This is a genomic window from Pseudoalteromonas luteoviolacea (assembly GCF_018100925.1).
GTDB lineage: Bacteria > Pseudomonadota > Gammaproteobacteria > Enterobacterales > Alteromonadaceae > Pseudoalteromonas > Pseudoalteromonas obscura.
Genome location: NZ_JAGJEH010000005.1, coordinates 457,261 through 482,067, shown reverse-complemented (window position 1 = coordinate 482,067; position 24,807 = coordinate 457,261). Strand labels below are relative to the sequence as shown.

General features: G+C 39.5%; 19 protein-coding genes and 1 other RNA gene. 3 read left to right on the top strand and 17 right to left on the bottom strand.

All coding sequences use genetic code 11. The features are described 5' to 3' along the window. Window positions 1-243 precede the first annotated feature (243 nt). Entirely contained in the window at window positions 244-630 is a 387-nt protein-coding gene (locus J8M00_RS13545; protein ID WP_211010901.1) for a GFA family protein, read from the bottom strand. 118 nt (window positions 631-748) lie between these two features. Then, window positions 749-1,666, bottom strand: a complete 918-nt coding sequence (locus tag J8M00_RS13540; RefSeq protein WP_211010899.1) for an ADP-ribosylglycohydrolase family protein — start codon at window positions 1,664-1,666, stop codon at window positions 749-751. Window positions 1,667-1,976: 310 nt separating this feature from the next. Between J8M00_RS13540 and J8M00_RS13535 the strand changes: the two genes are divergently transcribed. The 3 genes from J8M00_RS13535 (at window position 1,977) to ssrA (ending at window position 3,734) form a co-directional block, all read left to right on the top strand. Beyond that, complete coding sequence (locus J8M00_RS13535) at window positions 1,977-2,474, top strand: hypothetical protein (RefSeq protein WP_211010897.1); 498 nt, start codon at window positions 1,977-1,979, stop codon at window positions 2,472-2,474. A 49-nt stretch (window positions 2,475-2,523) separates the two neighbouring features. Further along, on the top strand, window positions 2,524-3,186 hold the full coding sequence (locus tag J8M00_RS13530; RefSeq protein WP_211010895.1) for a hypothetical protein: 663 nt from the start codon (window positions 2,524-2,526) through the stop codon (window positions 3,184-3,186). A 190-nt stretch (window positions 3,187-3,376) separates the two neighbouring features. Next, window positions 3,377-3,734: a transfer-messenger RNA gene (gene ssrA / locus J8M00_RS13525) on the top strand. A gap of 320 nt (window positions 3,735-4,054) precedes the next feature. Here the strand turns inward: ssrA and J8M00_RS13520 are convergent. From J8M00_RS13520 to J8M00_RS13450, 15 genes are all read right to left on the bottom strand, one after another. Further along, window positions 4,055-5,065, bottom strand: a complete 1,011-nt coding sequence (locus J8M00_RS13520) for a hypothetical protein (protein WP_211010893.1) — start codon at window positions 5,063-5,065, stop codon at window positions 4,055-4,057. A gap of 49 nt (window positions 5,066-5,114) precedes the next feature. Beyond that, a complete protein-coding gene (locus tag J8M00_RS13515; protein WP_211010892.1) occupies window positions 5,115-5,777 on the bottom strand; it encodes a hypothetical protein in 663 nt (220 codons plus the stop codon). Window positions 5,778-6,052: 275 nt separating this feature from the next. Beyond that, entirely contained in the window at window positions 6,053-6,259 is a 207-nt protein-coding gene (locus J8M00_RS13510; RefSeq protein WP_211010890.1) for a hypothetical protein, read from the bottom strand. A gap of 35 nt (window positions 6,260-6,294) precedes the next feature. Then, the gene (locus J8M00_RS13505; RefSeq protein WP_211010888.1) at window positions 6,295-6,435 is read right to left on the bottom strand and encodes a hypothetical protein; all 141 of its coding nucleotides are present in this window, start codon (window positions 6,433-6,435) and stop codon (window positions 6,295-6,297) included. 382 nt (window positions 6,436-6,817) lie between these two features. After that, a complete protein-coding gene (locus J8M00_RS13500; protein ID WP_211010886.1) occupies window positions 6,818-7,420 on the bottom strand; it encodes a hypothetical protein in 603 nt (200 codons plus the stop codon). A gap of 27 nt (window positions 7,421-7,447) precedes the next feature. Beyond that, window positions 7,448-7,705 (bottom strand): hypothetical protein, encoded by a 258-nt coding sequence (locus tag J8M00_RS13495; RefSeq protein WP_211010884.1) that lies wholly within the window; start codon window positions 7,703-7,705, stop codon window positions 7,448-7,450. Window positions 7,706-8,123: 418 nt separating this feature from the next. Further along, window positions 8,124-9,368, bottom strand: coding sequence for a hypothetical protein (locus J8M00_RS13490; protein WP_211010882.1), 1,245 nt, complete (start codon window positions 9,366-9,368; stop codon window positions 8,124-8,126). Window positions 9,369-9,537: 169 nt separating this feature from the next. Next, the gene (locus tag J8M00_RS13485) at window positions 9,538-10,470 is read right to left on the bottom strand and encodes a hypothetical protein (protein WP_211010880.1); all 933 of its coding nucleotides are present in this window, start codon (window positions 10,468-10,470) and stop codon (window positions 9,538-9,540) included. A 217-nt stretch (window positions 10,471-10,687) separates the two neighbouring features. Continuing rightward, window positions 10,688-13,258, bottom strand: coding sequence for an antiviral RADAR system adenosine deaminase RdrB (gene rdrB / locus J8M00_RS13480; protein WP_211010878.1), 2,571 nt, complete (start codon window positions 13,256-13,258; stop codon window positions 10,688-10,690). Then, window positions 13,258-16,044, bottom strand: coding sequence for an antiviral RADAR system adenosine triphosphatase RdrA (rdrA, locus tag J8M00_RS13475; protein WP_211010877.1), 2,787 nt, complete (start codon window positions 16,042-16,044; stop codon window positions 13,258-13,260). Before rdrA ends, rdrB begins: the two co-directional genes overlap by 1 nt. Before the next feature lies 1 nt (window position 16,045). Then, window positions 16,046-16,792: a hypothetical protein gene (locus tag J8M00_RS13470; RefSeq protein WP_211010876.1), complete on the bottom strand. Its 747-nt coding sequence runs from the start codon at window positions 16,790-16,792 to the stop codon at window positions 16,046-16,048. A gap of 13 nt (window positions 16,793-16,805) precedes the next feature. Then, window positions 16,806-20,069, bottom strand: a complete 3,264-nt coding sequence (locus J8M00_RS13465) for a type I restriction endonuclease subunit R (RefSeq protein WP_211010875.1) — start codon at window positions 20,067-20,069, stop codon at window positions 16,806-16,808. Window positions 20,070-20,090: 21 nt separating this feature from the next. Continuing rightward, the gene (locus tag J8M00_RS13460; protein WP_211010874.1) at window positions 20,091-20,972 is read right to left on the bottom strand and encodes a DUF4145 domain-containing protein; all 882 of its coding nucleotides are present in this window, start codon (window positions 20,970-20,972) and stop codon (window positions 20,091-20,093) included. Next, the gene (locus tag J8M00_RS13455; protein ID WP_211010873.1) at window positions 20,972-22,333 is read right to left on the bottom strand and encodes a restriction endonuclease subunit S; all 1,362 of its coding nucleotides are present in this window, start codon (window positions 22,331-22,333) and stop codon (window positions 20,972-20,974) included. Before J8M00_RS13455 ends, J8M00_RS13460 begins: the two co-directional genes overlap by 1 nt. Continuing rightward, complete coding sequence (locus J8M00_RS13450; protein ID WP_211010872.1) at window positions 22,333-24,741, bottom strand: type I restriction-modification system subunit M; 2,409 nt, start codon at window positions 24,739-24,741, stop codon at window positions 22,333-22,335. The genes J8M00_RS13455 and J8M00_RS13450 overlap by 1 nt, the downstream gene beginning before the upstream one ends. Between the last annotated feature and the right edge of the window lie 66 nt (window positions 24,742-24,807).

Here is a 24,807-nt window from a genome sequence, read left to right as displayed (position 1 = left end):
CACAATGACAAACCTTAAACATCAAAGACCATATGGCAGGTCTTAAACACCAAAGCCCTCTCCTCTTCTCCTCGTCACCCTGAACTCGTTTCAGGGTCCATTTTTCAAAAGTTGAATGATAAAGCGCGTCGCCCCCCTAGAATTGGGTTATTAGGTCTTTCGAGCCATACTGGTTAACAGGTTTCAAATTGCAACCAAAGAATATAGCCGAAATAGACTTAATTAAACACAAAGCAGCCAGTTTTAAACGAAAAACCTTGGTTCTGACTGCTCGACAAAGGCCCAAGAATCTGCCCCGTCGAAATACCGCACTGACACTTCATTGAGTAGCTTTTTATCAAACATACGTAAATTAACTGCCATACGTTTAGTATTATACTTTTCAGTGGGAGTATAGTGCGTTACACAACCACAATCTGAACAGTGATGGAACTCTAGGTATTGATCCCCATGTTGGTAAGACTTTACCTTTGAATTTTTAACCATTAGTTCTACTTCCGACAGCTCAAAGTACCCCCAAATAGCGCCATACCGATGACACAGAGAACAATTGCAGCTGGTTACCAAATCAACCGCTTTGTTTAGCGTAATCGCGACATTTCCACAATGACAACTGCCACTAAGATCCATAGGACGCCCCTTTTTTGCAAACTACATGATTATTTTATTCGGTTGCATTGTATTGATATAAATATCTAAAAAGCAAGACAACTCTAGGCATTGGCAGGGGATTCCATGAATTCATGCATTATGTCATAAACTCTTGATATTGAATGTGCAACTGGCTTGCCAGTTGTTCGATTTCAGTTAAAGATTCCACTCTATTATCAAACTCAATCAAAGAGAGTCCGCCATTAAACGCCCCCCAGATAGCACCCGCCATTGCTGCAATGGTGTCGGCGTCGCCTCCGAGTTCACAGATAACTTGTAGCATCTGAGTGTAAGACTGCCTTCTATACGCCATTGCAAAATATAAGGCAGTAACACAAGACTCACTCGCCAACATCCCATTGCCTAACTCAGCTTTTATAATACGTGGGTCTTGCATTTTGGCGCTGGCAATAAACTGTAGACACAGGCTGAGTTTGCGCTTGTAATCAGAGTGCAATGCGCTTGTACAAAGCGTTTGCAAAATACCGATATTTTCCACATCAATTAAAGCCAAACGTGTTGCTTGTGCAATTATTTGCGCACCTTCGATGGCCAACGGGTGTGCATGCGTGATCTCTGCACTGTCGCGGATGTAATCAGTTAGCAAGTCTTCACACCCTAGACTGCATAGTGTGGCAATGGGCGCTCGCATCGCTGCGCCATTGCCCATTGACCCTTCTTTGTATTTTTTGCGATTGAGGGTTTGCCATGCCTGCCCCGCGCGGATACCTTTAAGTAACCCTGCGGCGCCTGGTCCATATCCCCTACTCCATTGGTAGCTGCTGGCAAAAGTATGTGCTAGATGAGTTTGGTCGACATGACCACACTCCAAAAATGAATTGGCGATATCCATCGACATTTGCGTGTCGTCTGTATATCGTCTTTCGCCCTTTTTTGTTCTTCCCATAAAGCGCCAAAGTAACCGCTCTACTGGACCTCCTTCATACGACGCTGCAAAAGCATCACCAATTGCAAGGCCTTTGAAGCACCCAACAAACTTATTTTTTTCAATCATGCCAATGCCCCATTAATTACCTAAAGAGCGAACGTAATCATATGTTTATTACTAGAAACTAATACATAATATTAGCTTAATATGACATGAAGACACCCGAAGTATAACAATATAGTCGGTCTTTTAGCTTGGTTTTCAAACAATAAAAGTCCCTCTAAAATGGACGCTACCACCCTGAATAGCACATATAGCTGCTACCGCAAAAGGTAAATAAAAAACCATTTTGTGTAAATTTAATATTAATGAAAGAGTCTAACTGATAACATTGCAATTGTTTAAAAAACACACTTCACAAATACAAGGAATGAAGATGAAAAAAACCTCTAATAAAACCACTATATTATTAGCATCGCTTGTCGGCATGGTTAGTTTAACGTCTGTCGCTGCGGATAAACCTCTATATAGAGCCTATAAACATGGCAACCACTTTTATACTACTGATCTGGTTGAAATGTTAAATGCCACTGCATCTGGTGGTTTTAAATACGAAGGTATTACCGTTCATTTAGTGGAATACGGCGACAGTGACGCCAAGGACGCATTTTATCGCCTTTATAATAAAAACGCAGGCCCTGGCGGCAACCACTTTTATACCTCTGATTTAATGGAAGCATTGAATATTAAATCTTTGGGCTATGTGTATGAGAGAACGGAAGGCTATACGACCAAGTCAAAAGCTAAAACGATTTATCGCGGTTACCACAGTGAGCTTGATAACCATTTTTACACCACTGATGTAGTCGAAATGCTAAATGCAACTGCTTCTGGCGGATACACCTATCAAAAAGAAGAAGGCTACGGTAAGTAACCCATATTGGCATCAGCTTACTAAAGCTGGTGCCTAACAGGATCACATAATGACAAGATTTAAACCTCATTATTTTTCAATTTTATTGCTCGGTATTCTGCTCTTTATCGTTATTTTTGCTCAGTTTCAGATCATCACGCTTTCGAAGCGTATTACCATATTAGAGACACAGATCGCACAAGCAAAACAACCTAAAGCACACCCAAGCTTACACTTTGAAGACACACTTATTGATATAAAAAACCGCCTGCAATCTATCGAGCAACGCACAAAATACGACAAGTTAGTAGTGACTGGCAAAACCAACTCACCCATAACTAAAAACAACATCCAGCCTGAAACACCTGAAGAATATGAACAAAAGGCGCTGTTAGAAGGTCGAGCCCAATGGGAAGAGAAGTATTTACCGACACTTTATGAAGACTCCGACAAAAAGGCCCAATTAATGGTGGAGCACTTAACTCGCCAGCACACAATACCTAATGATAAAAAACGGCAAATTCATGCGATATTAAAAGAAAACTTTATCAACATAGCCTATGCCATTTCTGACGTAGACGGATCTCCCTCGTTTGCTGAGTTTTCACAACAAATAAACTCGTTGAATAAAAGCAAGTTAGAAAAACTTGAATTACTGCTAAGCGAAGAGCAGCTCGCAGTTCTCAATCGAACCGATTGGCATAGCCAATTCAAACAGCATGCACTGCATTAATTTCGGGAAAACGCTTAGTCCAGCATACTTTACAAACAAAGCGGTTAGTTAATCAGCAAAAGCACGTTAGGTTCACACAAAAGCCATAAAAACTATTGCTAAGCCAATATATTAGGGCTACAATGCCGGAAAATAACAGCTTTACTTAGCGTTAACAGTAAAGTTTTTATGTACTGAATGAAAGATTTCAGGGGCTGATTAGGATTCGACAGGATTCATGAAGCCTGAGGTGCATGTCGAGGGGCGGTTGGCCTCGTAAAAAAGCCGCATTTAAAGTAATCGCAAACGACGATAACTACGCTCTAGCGGCATAATAAGCCCGCTAGCACTCCTCCAAGAAATGCTTGTGGTTCTGGATTTGGAGTGTCACCCTACATAAGATCGCTACGGAAACCCTGGCCGGGGTTGAAGGGCTAAATATAAGCGGCCTCGCCTTTACTTATCGTGTTCGTCCGAGATTTAAAGGTTAACCAATAGACGATACTAAACATGTAGGACCGAGGGTCGACGCTTTCTGGACGGGGGTTCAAATCCCCCCAGCTCCACCACATTAAGTGTTATAAAACAGCCAGTTAGAGAACTTCTTTAACTGGCTTTTTTGTGTCTGTAGTAAAACATCCAATTTCCATCCACTTTTTTTAAAACCCCATCCCTCGCGGGGCGGTCACTCGCCGTGACAGGCTGCCGCTAAAACAAAAATACAAGTGGTTTGTCAGAGTGGTAATTATAACAGGGAAAGAAAGTGCAGTTACTAGCTGCACCTTTAGTTTGATATCGCACCAAAACAAGCTTTGGAACTTGATGATTGAATTTGCTTATATCGGAACCTCTGGAATGTGCGTCATGGCTACGCCATTTGTTCCAATATCTAGTCACGGGCATCTGTCCTCATAACATAATCAAACTCTACTGATGTTAAATCTTTTTTAGCGCATTTGTGTATTGTCGAAATTAACATTCGAACTGCAAGCAGTTGCGACTTATAGAATGAATAGCGCTCTTTAAAACCCTTTTCATTGAATATGTCGAGATTATTTCCCCAACGCTCTAGATTGAATGAGCCATGCACAAACTTGGAACGCATATCATAGAGGCGTCCGACTACATTATTTTTGTCTTCCCACGGCCCCAAAAACAATTTCGTTTTATCTGAAAGCTGTTTTCTCAGATCGCCATGTCCACGACAATAAAAAGCTTCCAAACCTTGCATTGCAAAGAAGATTAGTTCGTCACCACCTGAGCCTATTGCATGAGTCAACGAAGATATAGAGCGCTCAATCGGGGTTTCTGGAATACCTTTTAAAAATAAGTTAAGTAAGGGTTTCCAAGAGACAAGGTCTCGCATTGGAAAAACCTCAACTTCCGGCCAAGTTATTTCATCAGAAAAAATAGTGTCAGTAGTTAGGCCTGACAACGCATCAGTTGGATAGCGTTTTTCTTCTAATACCCATATACTGCCTTTGGCGAAGCTAAACCTCCCAGGGTATGCGATTTGGGAAATAATCTGAGCATCCAGAATTAAAGATTTAAGTTCAAGAGGAGCAAAAGTATAAAGTAGCTCTGCTTCCGTAAACTTACTATTGCCGCAACGCAAATTGTATGATTCCAAGTCATATTCAAAACTACACGTAACTTTCAACCAAGTAACATAAGGATGACCTGAATTTTCATTAGTTCTATAGAAATCATAAACAACAAGCTTCGATGGTTCAGAAATTTCGGCTTTAACATTTACGATGTTAGAACTCGAGGTGAGCAACAGGTCACCAATTGCATCCGCAAACCCCTCAAGACATATGTCAAAATCATTAGGGGCCTCTTTCAATAACCTCATAAAATTAAACACAGGTATCCATGCAATACAGGTTGAGCTAATCATAACGCGCTACCTCCCTCAATAATTCCAAAACTTAGCTAGGTATAGAAAATTAAATTGACGCATGTAGAAAACTGAACACTCTGATATTTGACTCGGCTTCTGAAAGTTCACCCATTTTTTTAAGCTCACTGGTTACTCTTACTAAAGTTCTGTACCTTCTAAAGTCCTTCAGTATTACCCCACCAAAAAGCATAAGAACAAACATCATTAATATACCAAACAATGCCTCTACAGGTTTTCCAAACTGAAAATATGCTGCACTCAACACTCCCATTAACATTAAAAAAATCCCAGCAGTACAGGAGTAAATTATTTGTATTCTCTCAAAGTTGTTAAGCGAAGCCTTAATTTTTGTTCTAGACGGGTTAAGATAACCTTGGATACTTTTTAATTCTTTATTCTCAACAATACCTAGCTCAAATATTTTCATTAGCATCTTTGATTTTTCTGGATAGGTTCGAATCCCAGAAGCAATTCTAAAAACTTCGTTGCACTTCAAGCATTCAAGATAATTGGAGACTTCAGACTTATTTGTGGAGTTGTCCGCCAAATATTTAATGCGATTAAAAAATCTTTTCAAGTGAACATTTTCATAGAATTCGATTAGCGAAGTTGTTGTTTTTAGAACAATTGGAATCAAAGAAACAACAATAGCCACTCCATAATATGCAGGCGCCTTCTCGATAATATTCAATAAAAACGAACTATCCATGTTTGTTACTCCTAACGAATCTATGCTGGGTAAGATTTAAAACCTTTGTCATGAAGCTCTATATTACGTAAGTAGTACTTAGCTCTATAGAGCAAGGATTTTAAAATGTATCAGGAACACACTAGTAGTGACAAATAGTATATATGTTTTACCTATCATCGTTTATAAAATAAAAAAAACAGTATGCAGTCGAAGCAATTACTATTACCCATTCAAATAAACTCATAAATACACTCTCAATAAATAGTTTTTTTAAACGCACATCTAAATGATAATTACGGCCACTTCCCCTCCGGCTCTTCTTCACCCATAACAACTTTGCACTCTACATAAAGCTCTCGATCGTTTGATTCGTCGACCAACTGAACATGCCCTTCCTCTTGGCATTTAGTAAATAGCGCTAAGTTATCTAAAGCTTCATACAGTAAATATCCGGCGTGCAAAGCAACCCACAAAGAAATAAATAGTGTAATTTCCAGCACATAAACTCTTAGATACCTAATGACCAAACTCACCACTAAACCCCCTGCTCTTTTTCATCTTCACCAAGGCCCAAATCGAAGCCCAATCCGGGCTTGTCTTCGTGTTCTTTTGGTATTGGGTTTTTGTTGTAATCAACGGGCTTGCAAAAAGCCGTATATTGAAACTCGCCTGCCATATCAACACCCGGCAAGGACTAAAATACTGCACGTTGTAACCCATCAATTTCAGGTCTAATGAAGTCAAACTGACGTTGCCAAACTCTTTGGTTTTCAGCTCCAGTGCTACGTCATGCATAATCTTGTAATCTCTTACGACTTGGACTGCGCCAGTCACAAATGCATGGGATGCCTCATAAGGTAAGTTTTGAGGCTCAAAATTTAGAAGCCAATCAGTTTTAGATATATTTATAAAAGAAGGTATTAGCCCCCGAAAGTAGACTTGGAGGCTAGGGTTTATTGTCGTAGATGTGCAGCATACGGAAAGTAATAGCCCGTCATTTTATAGCTGGTTGGTAGTGCAAAAACGGACAGTTTCAGCAACCAGCGTTTGCTACTGTCTTATTCACTCTGGGACCTAGAAAATAGGAAATACGGCTTATATGACTGAATAAAAAAATACAGTTCCCCTTCAGTCTCAACCTCTGATAGCAATATTTTATAGCTTTCATTGGTTATGTTGCTGAGAATTTCTTTCTTTGAAGAGGAAATAAAATCAGGGCTGATGGAGCTTTTAATAAACATCTCCTCAGATGAGGTACTTATGGTAAAAGCTACTTTTTCAAGGCGTGAAAAGAATTTGGCATCTTCCTCATTGAGATAAGTTACATCAATAAAGCTTTCATAATCTAAAAGTGATGTGGTTTCAACCATATCGTCCACTGATGCTATTGTTCTTGAAGCTTCTGACGCGACCACACCGTTTTTAAATGTCGTAATCGCTTCTTTCTCGACCTTACTAAATAGGCTAGAAACCAAAATTATCGACCCAAAAACTGCAAAGTAGATTCCAGGCCCGACATCGGAAAGATCTATTGTGTAATCACCACCACTAACTTTCATCTTTCCCTGTGTTTCTTTTACAAGATAAAACAATCGATAGCCTAAGTATATTGATATACCTGCAATTATTACTATGACAATTCTCTCAATATCCCGAATCATATACCTGTCCTTAAATTAACTTAGTCGTTATTTACATCTAGCCGCACAGCTATCGTATTTACTTTCACAATCTTCCGTTTCTTCACCATTATCAAAACAAGCTCTTCTTTGCCTGCAACATCGGTCTCGACATTGAGCAAAGTCTTCCTCAATAGCAAGCCCTCGTTGAGTAAGGAAAAAAGGCTCAGGCTTAACGGTCTCCTTCTTTTCATCTTCGCTTGAAAAGGATAAACAACTTAACATCGTTAAAACAGCTACCATTGAAACGCTGACAATTTTTTTCATAATTACCTCCATTTATTGATGACAGGTGTATAATTCAGTGTTCATTTCCTAAACAGACTATTAGCTACATCTTACAAAATAGGACTGCCTTTTAGGGTAGGTGACAAAGTATCTGTAGGCAAACCAGTAAAGCTTCTAAAAATCACAAACCGGGCGTACCGACATGCCCCTCGAAAAAAAACAGTTTCGTTTCAAGTAAAGTGGCTGTTTAATTTCCGTTCAGATGTATTTGAAAAGGAATAAACCACTGTCTCAAAATACAAATCAGCCAGTTGAAGCCTTGCACTAGCCGGCTGATTTATACGTTAAAAGGTATTGTTTAGACATCAAAGTTAGTGCTAAAAACACAGATCAAATTGTGAGAAGCCCTAACAGAAAAACGATGAACTATTTTAAGAGACGCCTCTAAACCCGACTCTTACTCCTTACTGATGGGCAAATAGGCTTTTTCGTTCTCTTTCTCTGTAAGCCTTTTAGCGGTCTCACTTATTGAATCACTCATTTTTCGGGTTTCCGCACCCAAATCTATGCCCCAAATAACCTTGAAAAGCTTCAGTAGACCAACAATAAATAAAAACGGTAATAATAGCGTTTTTAAAATGAACGGGATCATGGCACCTAACATAGTATCAATCGTTTCGCCGATGGTATTTTTTAAAGCGTCATAAGAAAACTTATTCTTAAACTTGATGAACTGCGCTGACGCCCCCGATACCGCCTTGCCGATATCTTCAAAGAATGACGTCTCTCCATTTAGCTGCCTGCTAAGCACTTCAATTTCATCATTAATACCTTCAAGCTTATCTTGTGCTCTGTCTTTGTTATCTTGCAGCCTACGAATATCATTTTCAGCATCATTAATGGCACGTTTAAGGCTTGTGACTTCCTGCGTATTAGCGAGGTACTTTTCTTTTACGGGTACTTTTGCATATAGCGCTTCGAGTTTATTTAACTCTTCTTTAGATTGGGCTATTTCAGCGTCTAGCCTTGAAACCTCTCGGGCTAGTTTGCCTGCCTCAACTTGCCTCTCCTGTACATCACTTGTCAGGTCACTACGAATATTGTCTGGCAGGCCATTTGGAGTCCCTTGCAGCTCAGAAAGGCTAGACGACGATGCATTGAGCGCTACGATATCGTTATCTATTTTGTCATCCAAGAATAGTTGGCTAGCCAAACTATTTATTATAACTAGCAACACAACAAAAAAGCGCAGCGCAACAAAAGTCACTAGCAGCTTAAAAACAAAAGTTTTGAGCCGTAATGCTGGGTTAAAGATATAAAGTATTGAAACCGCGCCAGTTAAAGTTAGCAGTACTTTGAAAAAGCCCATGGACACAATTTCAACTAGCAGCTTTTGAAGTAACAAAGAACCCAATGCGTACTTCATCAACGTAGAAAAGTCTTCAACCATATCGTTAACAGGATCTAACACCTCTCCCGGTGAAATAGACACCCCAAAATCGACACTAAAGCTTTGCATAACAGAAACCGAAGCATTGATTGCCTTTGCACTCGCAAAGGTAAGCCCGGCCTGGGTGATTGAGTCATTCAAAAAGTCTTTCGACAAATTGTCCAATACATCCAACCAAGAAATAACCACCAGCATTAGAATACTGACAATGATTAGCTTGCTCTTTAAGTTTCGTTGAATCTTATTTCCCATTATTATGGCTTCCCTAGCGCATTTAAGCTTTGGTTAATGTAATAAAACTTTATAGAAAATAGGCTGAGGCGCACATATAAAAATTGATGCTTTATTAATAACGCCTATTTCATGTAACACCTTACTATATATGCTCTAATTCAGCGTACCGCCAATCACTCACCATAGTTCACTCGCTACTACGGTGACCTACCTCAAATTTACTAAATAACGCTCTGACATACTTGGGGTTTGAGTACTTTGTAACAATTAAGTGACCTTGTTCTTCAAGGTTCAACCACAAGTCAATAGCAGCATGCAATCCAAAGTTATCGCGCTCTGGCGATACTTTTTGTAAGTAGCTTTCGGGGCTATCAATGAAGTCATCAGCTAACCATGACTCCCCAAACGTAAAATCAAATAAGTTAAGATCAAAGTTATAAGTGGGTAACCGCGTTCCATTCGCTATGTGAGTAAGTGACTCCACATCAATTGTTTTGCCAAACACCATAATATCATTACTCATTATGATTGATGTGCACGCAGCATAATAACCTCGGCACTTCCAGTAGGTATGAACCCATCCACCAAGTATATGCAGACGATGGATAGGCCTGCCATTTATACGACCTATCTCTTCCATAATTACAATAGTCGACTGACTTCTTGTGAACGTAGGTTCTTTATTTGGCCATAACGCATAGCAAGTAAGGTCACGACCTTCTGTTTTAAGTGCCTTAACAAAATCCTTGCAGTACTCTGGATGTTTATAGAACTGGTGTATGTTGTACACTTCGTCAGTTGTGCCATAAAGCCAATCTATATTTACTGCAAACAAGCTTGCTGCGTCTTTCAACAATTCATCGGTGAGCTTTTCTAGTAATCTTGCAGGTGACGAGCAGTCTGATATCGTTAGGCCTCTATCAAAAAATGCCGATACTTGGCTTTTTGCAACACCATGCGCCTCAAATAAGTCTAAAAACCGTTGTGCTGGGCACATGTTATTTACTACCTTTTGATTCATTGCTCTTTTCTTTTTACGCCAATGATGAATTGCCGCATAAATTGCAATCCCACCTGCAATAATACTTACAAATGAATCCGTGCTAGATAACCAATCCATACGTGCACTCCCCTGTTCAATGTCATTTCCTTACACTCTTCCTTAACTAGGCTAATTATAAACTATCCCAACAACACAAGCAGCGGTCGATTTATTTCAGCGGCTGCCCCTGCCAAGTCAACCGTGCGAAACCGTATATTATGATCAGGCACACTCACTATTCAATCACCAAAAAACGAGTTAAAGGCATAACAAAATCATACGATTAACCCTACAGTTAGCTGAGCTCATTTAGCCAAGATATATGATTCCTCTTAAATATCTCTAAACCACGCTGACGGACTTTATCTATCCAGTCTTCAGCTTTGTTTGCACCAACTTCAAAGTGGTCGATAGCCATTTTTTTCATGACCCTATGCTCATTTTGAATAGTTGTTGGCATCAAAGCAGAATCGTCCGTATTAATACAAACGGTGACGGAGCCCTTTCGCAAACCGTATTTATTATATATTGCCCCACTGTCTAACCAACTTTGTTCTGGTGGGTCCCACCTAAAAATGGGGTGTTCATAATAATGTTCGAATCGACCAATATAGATATTTGAAGTTGGACAAGCCTCGATAATGATCTCTTGCGCTGCATACTTCTCCATTTGTAAATCTTGAATTACCTCGTAAAGCTTCAATTCAGCAGCCGATACCGAGTCATAATAGCGCCCATCTTCAATACCAAATGGCACTTCGCTACATTGTGGCTGGCAATTTACAATCACAGGGGTTTTTCTTCTTTCAAAATGGGCGTTTTCAAGTGTGCCAGCTAAAATGTATTCGCGCCAAAGATCAAATACTTCGCTTGTTAAATGCGCTCTATTCGCTTCAGTAAAATCCACTATCCACTCTTTGTAACCACTTTCGAATGAATGAATCGAGGGGATACCTGTATCGTTAGTATTTAAGTTAAGTGTTTCAGGGCAGTTTCTTCTTAATTTCCAAGCTTCAAATAGCGCTCTAGCGTTAGGTGTTTTTTTACTATTTTCATATAGTTTAAGCGACCAGAAATCTATTTTCTCCTGAAGCAAATGCAAAATCCCCGTGAACTCTGGTGCTTTTTGTATCACTTCAAGTGCCTTTTGATAGCACCAAACCAAATTATCTAAATGGTCACCCAGTGTGACATAAGCGGTGCCCTGCCTTTGTGCCCACTTAGCAGGCATAACCCCTAGTGCGAGCGCATGCCCAAGCCTATCACCACTTGTAAAATCACAAAACAGCACTGCTTCGTCAATGGCCCTTAGTCCTGAGAGTAAATGGCTGTAATCTTCACCTGAATGGATGGTTAAAAATGGTCTTTGATGTCGTTTTGTAAAATGATTAGAAGGGTGTTTAGCAGATCTCAAAGCTCTAAGAGCAGGTGCAAATACCTCTACGGGCAGCTCATTCTCATTTCCAGCAACATCATAACCTCTAATTGCTTTGCGCAAGTCAATTGTTTGCGATTCTGATAGTTTCTTACTTAACTTATAGCCACTGAGTTCTTGCTGAGAAAAAGACACGGAACCGTGGAACGCCTGTAAGGCTCTAACTTGCCTTTTTAGATTAGATCTAAATGTTTTTTGATACTTATCTTCTCGCTTTGCTAAATCACCTTTTAAGCTTCGAGAAAAATGTACAACAAAATGAATATTTTCAGTCAGTGAATGTTTAAATGCCGACTCAAGGGCTTTTTGTAACTTAGTAGGTTTTGCATAACCCTTATCATTCACGATTAGACTAGGTGAGATACGGAATTCTCGATAAGTTTTGCTATTAATATCCGCTATTAAGCCATCATGCATGTGACTGTCTTGCTTGCTTAAATCTCGCTTTTTTCGGCCTGTAAAACCAAATGACTCTACAAACTGCCCTAAGCCAGTGCCCCAAACAACCATATAGTTTCGTAAAATATTACTGGCCCTTACAAATTGAGAGGCCATTTTTGGTGTGCGTTTAAAGTTGGCCAATACACCCAAGCAAAATAATACCCAACAAATATCTGAGCGCACAGTGGGCTTGCAATGGGACGCCAAATACGCTTTTTGCGACAAGCTGTACGCTCCATTGGTCGTTAAGTAAAAAAGTGCTTGACGCTCATTTGGCGTTAGACCGATATTGGCAAAGCTTAAAGGGTTATCGCAAGGTTTAGAAAAAGCAGACTCTACCAATCTATTTGCAAGCAGGTTTACCGACGTAGGCAAATCTTGTTTTTTATACACACCACTTTCGAACAGTGTATTCTCAGCACGACTTGGCCAACCTTCCGCAGACAAACTTTGGCCATATAGAGCAAAACTTAACATCGACGGGCCCGTATGACCGTGACCACCAAGGTGCACATGGTTATCGGCAAATGGCTGAGTTAATCTATCTTTAGCGAGTGCATGAGGGCATTGGTTATGCACAATACAGTCGATAATTTCATTGCCCGAGAAGTCATGACTATTTGCTAAGTCGCAATAAGCTTGGGCAATTATCCAACTGCCATCAATTACATTCAGTAATTGTAACCATTGCTCTAACTTATTTGCCTTTACTTCAAAATGACAACCTTGCCACTCTAAAAAATTATTAACTAAACGAGATAAGACCTCTTGAACCGTGGGCTGTTTATCATAACCAAATGCAAGTAATTGATTGACGACATCTTCATTACGCAGCTTTCGATTACAAAACACTTCGTAGTCAAAAGGGTAAGCCTTGAGCCGTTTAAAAAACGCTTTTCCCAATACATCATTTTTTGCCAAAAGTTCAAGTGTTTTATCTGATGTTAAAAATGCTATGTCGGATAGAAAAATATCATTAATAAGCTGCATTATTTATCTTCAAATTCTCTGTACATAGCTTTAAATAAATTTAATTCTCGAGATGGGCCGCGACTATTGTTAATTTCATGTTTATTGTCTAGATTGTAAGTTATATTCAAATAGAAATTTCTAACTCCTTCCTCATTAACGGTAATATCTTCTAAAAGGGCTTCTTGTATCTGGTTCAAATTAGATTTTTTGGAATAGAATAGATAGTTAGCTTCTAAATAACCTTTTAACTTCGTTTTCACACTAGTAGGTAACTTTACTGTGCTCGTTGATTTCTTTGGTGTTGTTCGACCTTTTCCTTCCTGATCTCCGACCTTATTTTTACTAAGTCGTATACTTGCTATAATAGATGATTCTACTGACGGGTTTTGATCATTTTTATCAGCCTTCTCTCTTATCACAACAAACAAAGGATGGGTTTCCAATGCTTTTATAAATAACCTTTGTGGAGAATTCGGATCCGAATTTTCACCTTCCAAAATAGCTCTATTTGATGTTAAAGTCCTATCAACCTTTCTAAACTTCTCTGGATTTCTGATTGTTTCTTGTTTATCAGTAATAGCAACATTCGCAGTGACAGCTTCACCATCTATCATGGCTGTACATGCGGCATTCAGCAGCATGTATTCAAAGCGTTTTACATGATCAGTTAGGTATTCATCAGTAAAGGTCGACTTAAAGTAATTATTAACTCTAAAAGAATTAAAGGCCGTAAAGGTTTTGTTAAACATATAAGAAAAAATTGGAATAAGTTTTTCAATTGCTAATTGTTCGAACAACTTGGCATGGTCCTTTCGCCATTTGCCGATTTCCGCACAGAGCACCTCTGAGACGCGCTTTCTTCTATCTAACTCATCAAAGTCTTCTTCATCTATTTGCACTTCATCCGAATCAGCCAGTTCTTTGTCTTCAATTGCTTTTGTCGGCGACGTATTAAAAATGCAATAAAACGGTCGTCTACCTAGAATACCCTTTATGCTGTTAACTTCTTTTTTATCTTGTTGGGCAGTTAAAAACGAGTAAGCGATGATTTCAAAAGCCCGGCTCATAAACACGAATTGATAGTCGTTTTTGAGCTTTGAATAAGCATGAGTCTGCACAAATACACTGATAAGTAGCTCATCTAAACTACAATAAATTTCACTTTCGACGGTTTTATCTATATTGCCTTCTTCGTCAACTGTGGTGAAAATTTTAAAGTCTCTATCTTTTGAAATCTTCACTTTTTTAGTTACAGTGCTTTTTTCATGATAAACCTCAATAGGTGGTAAACTACTTAATGACCTATCGTCAAAACTAAAAGCTTGCTCAAGTAGAGCGGTATTTTGTATTTGCCACTCACTTTTACTATCATCTTTTTTTAGTTCGGATGAGGTTATCTTGCCAGAAAAGCCTAACGAAATAAGTTGCGAACTAAGCAGAGGCTTATTAGCCCACTTTGTATAATCTTTTGCCATTTCAGCTTGTTTTAAAGGGTTAAAACAAGGTAAATCTAAAATATTAAACGGCTCTTCTTTATCACGATTTTTTAGTGTCAAATATGAATCTGTATTACAGTACGCCAAGCCCTCTTGCTTTAGGTCTGCCCAATTTAAATAGCCTTTCCATAATGCATTATTATTCAACTCTTTATCTTGATTCGCTTTAATTAATTCATCAGGGTGGATTGTGCGAGCAAGAAGTGTAAACTCTCGCGCACTTTTAGGTTCTGGCCAACCTTTTAGTACTTCTTCGTTTTTACACAGTGGATAAAAGTGCTCTAACAGATAATTTTCGTAATGACTATATGTAACTAATGAGTCATCACCTTTCTTATCTTCTATTTTGAATGTAAGCGTTGGGTAAATATAATGAACAGGTAACAAAGTAATACGCATATGGTTAGGGAATACTTTGGTCAAATACGCATTTGTCAGTTCTTTAGCTATTACTATCCCCTTGTCTTTTAAAGCCTTATCATATGTTTTATCTCGATACGCTTTTTCATCAAAATGAACGTTGACCATTTGTTCATACAAACTGTAATCACCACTCACAATAGGTATAATATAAGGGCAACCTAATAGGCGGCGCACTTCATCTACTACTTCGTATGCCCGCTCTAGTGCCATATCAACATCATCAATGGGTAAAGCTATTGCGCTACTTCCTAACAAATTAAGTGCAGCCTCAACATAATCGTGAAAACGGCTCTCAATGTTGATCCCCGACTTATACTGCAATATTTTATCTATGCCATTACAACCTTCAAACTCTTCTTTTTTACCTAAAGAGTCAGCCAGTTTTTGTAGCCTCTTATAAAATTGTTGCTTGCTCTCTTCACCTATATTGCCACTCGATAAACAACAATCGGTATTATTTAACACCTTATCGACCTCAGTATAGATTTGGGTAATAATCACATTTGCAAAGTTATCATGGTCAACCAGCATCGTTGGGTCTATGGCTGGCAAGAAATGAATACTTCCCGCAACATCGTCGCTATTTTGCTTGCAGTGCGCTTGCCACATTGCTTCACAGTTGCGCAAGAATACGGTTTTACCCGTACCTCTTGCACCATTTATTAAAATAGAGTTATGAGAAAGCCATGTTTTATGTTTATTATTTTTTCGCTCAGATTTGTAGGCAATTGCATCTTTCACAAATGACTTTAGCTTATCGACGAGCTTATCTCGCGCTTCGTATTGCCAAAACTCTTTGTGCTGTTTGCCTTGCTCTTCATTCAAAGAAACAAAGTCGTCACGGTATTCTTCTTTTGTTAAATCTAATAAATATGTTGTTGCCATTTTACTTCTTTAATCCTTTTATCCAACCTAAAGCTGCATTGCCATAAGTTTCATAATCTTTAACTATATCTTGATGCGCTTGTTCTTTAGCTGATTCGTAAATCTTGAAAAGCTGATCAACTGCAATTTCTTCATGCATAAAGCCTTCAATATACTGGCCATAAATGATTTGTACTTTTTGCCTAGCCAGCCTATTTCTTGACCAAGCTTTTGTATAACCTAGTTTACTATTGACTGAATAACTGCAAACGAAACCTACGACACCAACTGCGAAAAACATTGGGAAGACCTCTTCCCATTCAAAAAGCAATACGCAGGATATTGATACAGCAACTAAACAGTGTAAAAGTATTCTCCAAAAAGTACTCTTCAAATTGAGGAAGGTATTATTTTTAGTTTCATTGAACTTACCAATTCCAAAAGCCAAAAATAGGATCGCACAATAAACAAAACAAAAAAATAAGACCCCTATTAAAGTATTGGAGTAGTATTCATCATTTATTAGTTGGATTTCCCCAATATCATTCAGTTTGGTTGCGCTTAAAAGCTCTATTCCAGATAATAAATACATAAAGCCAATGAGCGTTAATACACTAAACACAATATTAAATCGCCTTGTTAAATTGTGCTTATACTCGAAGTTCTTTATTTTTCCCTCGAACTCGGCACACATGTAATCAGCTAATTTTCCTACATAATCGAGTTTTGAATTGCTATTTGTAAAATTAAATCTATTAAGGTCACTCACTACTGTCGGCCTTTTATCCTTTCACGTTCAACATATCAAACACTACCCGTGCAAACTGCGCTGTTTTCGATGGGTCAGACAACAACTGCATCATTTGCTCTTGATGAGCTGCACTGCTGTCCAAGATCGCGTCATCAATGGCTTGAGGGAAGTCGCCGAGCATGGCTTGCTCACGAGAGTTATTGGCTATTTGCTTCATCACCGACTCATTTTCAGTGAGCTTGTCGCGCACGGTGAATGCATAGTTGATCATATCTTTGTCAGTGAGGTTGTCGGTGATGAACACCTCATTCAGGCGAGCCAGTATGTTGGACATAAACTCTTCTTTTTTGTCCTTCGCCTTTGCACTACCCACATCACTGCTTGGCTCAAGCTGGGATTCGGGACTGTCTTCTTTTAATTTAATATCTTGCTGGCGAATTTTAGATAAGCGGTAATGGCTCATTACTACGTTATCAAGATCGATATCATCTTCTTCAATCACCTTTTCGCGTAATAACGGACGAAGGTGTCGTGCATAGAGGCTAAGTTTCTCTAGCTCTTTATCGTCATAGTCCACTATTTGCGACATAAACTCGTAAAAGCGAGTAAAGCTGCCTAAATCCTTTTTGAAGATTTCGAGGCGGTCTTTCTCTTGCTTACACTCTTTAAAGCTATTTTCAGCATTGGCAATCAGCACTGCGTCACCTGTTTTTTTGGTGCGCTCAAACATGTCTTTGGCTTGAATGTAAGCGTCTACCGCTAAGCTATAGCGTTTTTGCCAACGGTCTACCGCAGGCTTACAGATATTACTAATAGCTGCATTTGATTTGTTTTTAGTGAAGAATGCTTCACAGAACTGCTCAACTTCACTCCATAGGAATATGCCGCTGGTGCGTAGCTTTTCATATAACTCAAATACCACATCAGGGTTTGTTACATCAGCGAGTTCTGCTGTTTGGTAGTAAGGCTGAAAGGCATCAAGAATATCTTGAGGATCATTGAAGAAGTCGAGTACAAATGTACCGCACTGCGCTTTACCAGGGTAAGTACGATTTAAACGAGATAACGTTTGAACACATTCAACACCACCCAACTTTTTATCCACATACATGGCGCATAGTTTCGGTTGATCAAACCCTGTTTGGAACTTATTCGCCACCAGCATGAGTTGATAGCTGTCGGTGTCAAACGCCTTACGCATATCTTGTTTAAGATCTGGGTTCATGCTTTTTTCAGTGAACTTTTGATCAAGCAAAGCAATAGAGTCAGGGTCATCTTTGTTAAATTCAACTTCACCTGAAAATGCCACCAAAGCACGAATAGACTGATAGCCGTTTTCTGTCACATATTTATCAAAAGCCAGTTTATAGCGCACCGCTTCTTTACGAGAGCTAGTCACAACCATGGCTTTTGCTTGGCCGCCCAATAAGCCCATTACATTGTCTTTAAAGTGTTCAACAATCACCTTCACCTTTTGTGAGATATTGTATTCATGCAAGCGCACCCATTGGTTCAGTTTTACTTTGGCCTTTTTGCTATCCACCTCTTGATCTGCCGCTTCAATTTTTTGCGCTAGTTGATAGGCAACTTGGTAATTGGTGTAGTTTTTCAATACATCAAGAATAAAGCCCTCTTCAATGGCTTGGCGCATAGAATAAACATGAAACGCTTCTGGTTTGTTTTGTTTTGATGCAGGTAAATCAGGGTTAGGTTTGCGACCAAATAGCTCTAGTGTTTTAGCCTTGGGTGTTGCCGTAAAGGCATAGTAGTTTAAGTTGGCGCTCCCACGGCGAGCGGCAATCGTTGCATCTAGAATATCTTCGGAAGTTAATTCTGTATCATCGTCAGCTTCGTCTGTCATCAATACTTCTTTTAACTGACGCGCTGTAGAACCACTTTGCGATGAGTGCGCTTCATCAGCAATGACCGCATAGTTACGCTCTTTGAGCGAGGTAGAGTTTTCAATGGCACGCAATACAAACGGGAAGGTTTGAATAGTGACTATGATAATCGGCGCTGAATGCTCTAAAGCTTCAGCAAGCTTTTCAGATTTAGAACGACCTTTATCTTCCTTAGTGTTTATCTTTTGAACCACACCATCGGCATGTTCAAATTGATAAATGGTATCTTGTAGCTGATCATCAAGAACAGTTCTATCTGTTACCACAATAACAGAGTGAAATTGCTTGTTGCCCTTCGCATCATACAAGGTTGAAAGCTGGTGCGCTGTCCAAGCAATCGAGTTTGATTTACCTGACCCTGCACTGTGTTGCACAAGGTATCTATTGCCCGTGCCCTCCTCTATGGCAGCACCAATCAATTTAGTGACCACATTCCATTGGTGATAACGCGGGAATATCAGGGTTTCTTTTTTTGTTTTACGCCCTTCCCAATCTTCCTTCTCTTCAATCTGTAAGTGAATAAAGCGGCCAATAATATTCAAAAGGTTATCTGGCGTTAATACTTCATTCCACAAGTAATCTGTTGCATAGCGGTTTAGATCCCTTTCATTAGAGAGCGTTGGAATATCATTACCTGCGCCACCTTCACTTGTACCTTTGTTAAACGGTAGAAAGAAGGTATCGTCACCTGCCAGTTTAGTTGCCATATAGACTTCATATTGGCTTACGGCAAAGTGTACTAACGCACCGCGTTTAAAGGTTAATAACGGTTCTGGCTTTTTGGTGGCAGGATCTTTAGGTAAGCGAGTGCGTTTATATTGCTTTATAGCATTTTCTACGGCTTGCTTAAATTCAGACTTAAGCTCTAAAGTTGATACAGGCAAGCCATTAACAAACAGCACCAAGTCTATACGCCATGCCTTAGCTTTTTTGCCAGTTGCGGCTAAATGCTCTTTGGTAGCATGCGGGCTGTAAACAAGCTCAGGCACAATACGGCAAATATTCTGCTGGTAACGGGCAAGGGTTTCAGGGTTTAAATCATGCTCTGGCTTAAACTGGCATAATGAAAAACGTGCATTACGAATTTTTAAGCCGTGGCGCAATACACCCAAAGTGCCATAGGTTCGCGATGCTTGGTCGGTAGCATTAATATCCGCTTTTTTAAGCTGTACCACGAGTGCATCTATAAAGTGGCGCTCAGAATCAATCGGGTAAACCTTACAAAATTTTTGCCACTCTTTTGGTTGTGTCTCTTTTACAAAAGCTAATACATCTTGCTCGTATAAAGCTGACTCACGATTATAGTGCTCTGGCTGGCCTTGCACCCAACCATTTGCCACCATTTGGGTGATAATATCGTTTTGAAAAATTTTTTCTTGGGTTGCGTCATTCATAACTGCTTCTTATTAGTCCGTTTATATCACTTCAACTGCTTGTTCTTTTTTGTGTGCAAGTTGCAAGCGCTCTCTGCCGACTTTATTTGCTAATTTGTCATACGTTTCTTGTAACGATTCAAAGCGTGCTTTTCTGTCATATAATTCCAATACAAACTGAAACATTTGGAATGCGTATAACAAATCTAACTCTTCAACATTTGAACCGTGCGTACCTTCATTACCCACTAACTTTAATGGCTCAAGGTAGGACGCTTCTTCTGGATGAGTTTTAGCAAGGTTTTGTACTTTTCGATTAAGGTTACTGCCTTCAACTTGCATATCGTCACAGAACTTTTCAATTGCTCGTCGCAATTTTGAAGCGGATGATGGTGGATCAAAATGAAAGTGTTTAAATGCATCAAACAACTCTTCACCAATTACTTTGGGTGTATTACTTGAAAGCGGGAAAATAGGCACTGTTGGTGAGAAGTTATCAACTTTAATGTGTGGTGTTTTTTCAACATCACTTAAGCCCTTTGCAGGCTTTAATAGAATACCTGTAGCTGATACGTGATGCTCACACTCGTTGCACTTAAAAAAGCCACTGAATAAAAATGGCGTGCCATTGATGGCTGCAACACTGTCTTGATAAGCACTATAAACCGCTACTAACAATGGTAACCAAGTTCCATTGGACTTGGTTATCGTTTCAATGCTCTTTTGGCTACTTTGTTGCTGCTTTTTCTTTTCCCCTCGGTACTTTCTATTGGCTTCAAGTAAGACCTTTTCTGGAGCGACACGGGTTTGTACACTATCTCGCTCTAATATCAGAGAATGCTTGTTGCAATGAGGGCAAGGTAATGTCGGGTACTTATCAATTGCAACAAAGTTAGAAATTCCCTTCCATAAGTTTAAATCCATTACGCCACTTCCTCTTCACTCACTTTAGGCTTTTTCCAATTGCGTACATCAATTTTACCCGTGACTGCGGCTGATATTAATGCTGTACGGCGCTCATTTAACAGTTGGATGGACAATTCTGCATTTAACACTAACTTGTCAAAAGCGTCTGATTGCTTATCTAAATATTCTGCTATTTTCTTCTGTTCATTAATAGGTGGTAATGCAACCGAAAGTTTCTTTAGCAAATCTTGGCTCAGAGAAGCTCTAGTGACTAAGTTCATTTCTTTAATGAAGAAAACTCTCATCAATGAGCTTCGAAAGTAATATTTGGAAAATCCAGAAAAAAGAGCGTCTGTTTCAGGCCTAAATCTAATTAAAAAACCTGCAAAAGTTGCATCTTTAACTGTCTTCAAACATGTAGATGAAAAGCCAATTTCTTCAACAGTTTCAGACGTTCTAGTAAATATTACATCACCAGTTTTAACAGAATATATTTCTCTATCTTGCTCTGTTGATTGAACTAAGCCGCTACCATTCTCAGGGAGCACTTCATTTTTATAAGCGTCACCGTAACTGATAAACGGGTAACCAGAACCAAAGCTATCTGCACCAATGTTTATTCCATTTTGGCAAGTTCCTAAATATCTTAGTCGCTTAATTCTCCAATGTTCTGGAACATCACCTAACCATTCCACACCTGAATCTTTCAATCGTACTTCAGGATTCAGACCTTTAGTCACCGCATGGCTGATCACGGCTTGGCGCTTTTCTTTTAATAGCTTAATAAGCTGTTGTTGCTTTTCGATAAGGGTATCGATTTTGGCGGTTTCGTGATCAAGGTAATTGGCAATCTGAGTTTGTTCACCTTCCGATGGGGAAGCGTATGTATAGTTAGTTATTGTTTCTGAGGGAACACGTTTTAACCCACCAGCTCCGGTCATAGAACCGATAGCCATATCCATAAAGCCATCTTCTTGTAGTCGATAGAATAAAAATCTTTTATCTACTTTTACACTAGCTCGAATGGTATATATTTCAGAAGAACCAAAACCAATCTTATTTTTAAGTCCACTAGCAATGGCTATATTTTTATTTTCGAAACACGGTGTAACCTTTGCCAACAATATGTCGCCATCAGCAAAGTAGGTATAACCGTCATATACATCGCCTACCTTTTTTGTTTCATCTAGGATGATAGAGTCAGTTTTGAGCTTTTCCATAGGTATGAAACTACAATCTATACTTCGATCAACCATTGGCTTTTTAGGTGTCAATTCCGCAACATATTTCACTCTAGTCAGCTGCCAATGCTTCGGAACATCTCCTAATAAAGAGTCTTGCGAATCCTTGTATTCAGGGTACGGTTTATACTTGCTCATTACGAATGTACCTCTTGAAGTAACATCATAATATCTTTACTGACTTCATCTAGATCTTTATCTATCTCTTCCAATGCTCGAGGTGGTTGATAGATATAGAAATGACGGTTAAAGGGTATTTCATAGCCGACAACACCGATTTCACCGTCTTTTTCATCTCGTTTAGTGGCATTGATCCATGCATCTGCGACGTGTGGTGCAACTTCTTTATTAAAGTAGGTTTCGATTAAATCAGATGTGGTTATTTCAGGAGTGCTCTTACCTTTTTCATAAGCTCCGCTTAATGGCACATTCTCGTTATCGCGCAAGTCGCCATCTTGCTTAAATGACACCACTTTATTTTGCCATTTGGTGACATCACCTTGGTATTCAAACGCACCATAAAGCTCATCAACATCCGTTTTTAAGGCTTTATCAACAACGCGTTCTGCGTCTGGGTTTTTATTGGTGACAGCATCTAAGAATTGCTTTTTCTCTTTAGTATCAAATTTAACATCGATGGCTTTTAGCGCTTTGTTGTAGTCAATATCAAACTGGTTAAAGTCATCAGAACGGTTTGCTTTACCACCTAAAGTATCACCAAGCTGCTCCTGAAGGTTGTGTACTTTCTCCATTAGCATTTTTTGGAACAACCAGATTTTGCTATCCAGCACATCTTTGATTTGCTTTTCTTTTAGCTCACTGAACTCAGCTTTGATAAGCTGGCGGATTTCGCTTTCAACTTCACTTAACTGACCATAGGTTTCGTCAGTCCAAGACGAATTATAATCTTGATATATGCGCTGCATGATTGAGTTGTATGGCTTTGGCGCAAAACGCAGTGATTCAATTGCTTCATCTGTTATTTGCGATGACAACCTTAATGGACGCTCAATGGTTAAACGACGATAGCCAAACTCGTAAGTATTGAAAATTTTGCTCGCAAAGGTTTTCGGCGCTTCTGTTTTAGGGGTCGTTGATTGACGCCCACGGTTAGACTTTTCTTGCCCTTGTGAAGAGATGGGCTTATCAACAGGTCGTACGTCTATCACTTCAAAGTCACCAAAAGCACGGGTGATGGTTTTAATATCATCATCACTCATCAAGTTACGTTTAGAGCCAAGTGATTTGCGCATTTTTCCGCACAAATTAGAGCCATCTATTAACTGTACTTTGCCTTTGCGCTCTGCTTCTTTTTTATTGGTAAGCACCCACACATACGTGGCGATACCCGTGTTGTAGAACATATCAGTTGGTAAAGCGATAATCGCTTCTAGTAAGTCAGCTTCTAGAATATGGCGGCGGATCTCGCTCTCACCACTGCCTGCACCACCTGTAAAGAGTGGTGAGCCATTTAAGATAATACCAATACGACCACCATCGCTGATATTGCCTGCAACAGAGGTAGTGTCACGCATCTTACTGATCAGGTGCATTAAAAACAGTAGCGAGCCGTCGGATACACGGGGAAGACCTGCGCCGAAACGACCATCAAAGCCTTTTAAAATATGCTCATCTTTAATATCACCTTCGATCTTTTTCCAATCTACACCAAATGGTGGGTTAGATAGCATGTAATCGAATTGCTCAGCTGGTAGTTGGTCGTTTGATAAGGTATTACCCAACTTAATACGGCTAACATCTTGCCCTTTGATCAGCATATCGGCTTTACAGATAGCGTATGACTCTGGGTTAAGCTCTTGACCAAAGGCGCGCATCACCGCTTTTGGGTTTAGCTCATGCACATATTCCATGCCTGATGATAGGAAGCCGCCTGTACCTGCTGTTGGATCGTATATGGTACGGATTATACCCTCTTTGGTTAGGGCGTCATCGTCTTCCATAAAGACTAATGACGTTGTTAAACGTACGATATCACGTGGGGTAAAGTGCTCCCCTGCGGTTTCGTTAGAGCTTTCAGCAAATCGGCGTATTAACTCTTCAAACACTAAACCCATGTCGTGGTTTGAAATCGCTTTAGGGCTTAAGTCTGTGTTAGAAAACTTTTCAACCACCTTATAAAGCAAGTTAGCATCGTCAAGCAGGCCAACAAATTCATCAAACTTAAAATGTTCAAAGATTTCACGGGCATCTTTAGAGAAGCACTGAATGTAGTTTTCAAGGTTGTCTTTAATATCACTCTGACCCATTTTGCCAAGGTTCATTGGTGAGGTATTAAAGAATGACAAACCATTTGTTGCCCTAAGCAGCATTTTTTCCTGTGCTTCTTCAGGTAGGTTCATGGCCTTTACTTTTTCAGCCTGTGTAACAACAACCTCTTTTGGTTCTGATAACACACACTCAAGACGGCGCAGAAGGGTAAAAGGTAAAATAACGCGGCCATATTGAGATTGCTTAAAGTCACCGCGAAGTAAGTCAGCTACTGACCAGATAAAAGCAGCGGTTTGAGAGAAGTTATTATTCGTCATTTATTTTTCCAACAAGTCATTGCACGAAGCAATGACTTTTAATTTATTTCCGGTCGTGAATTCATC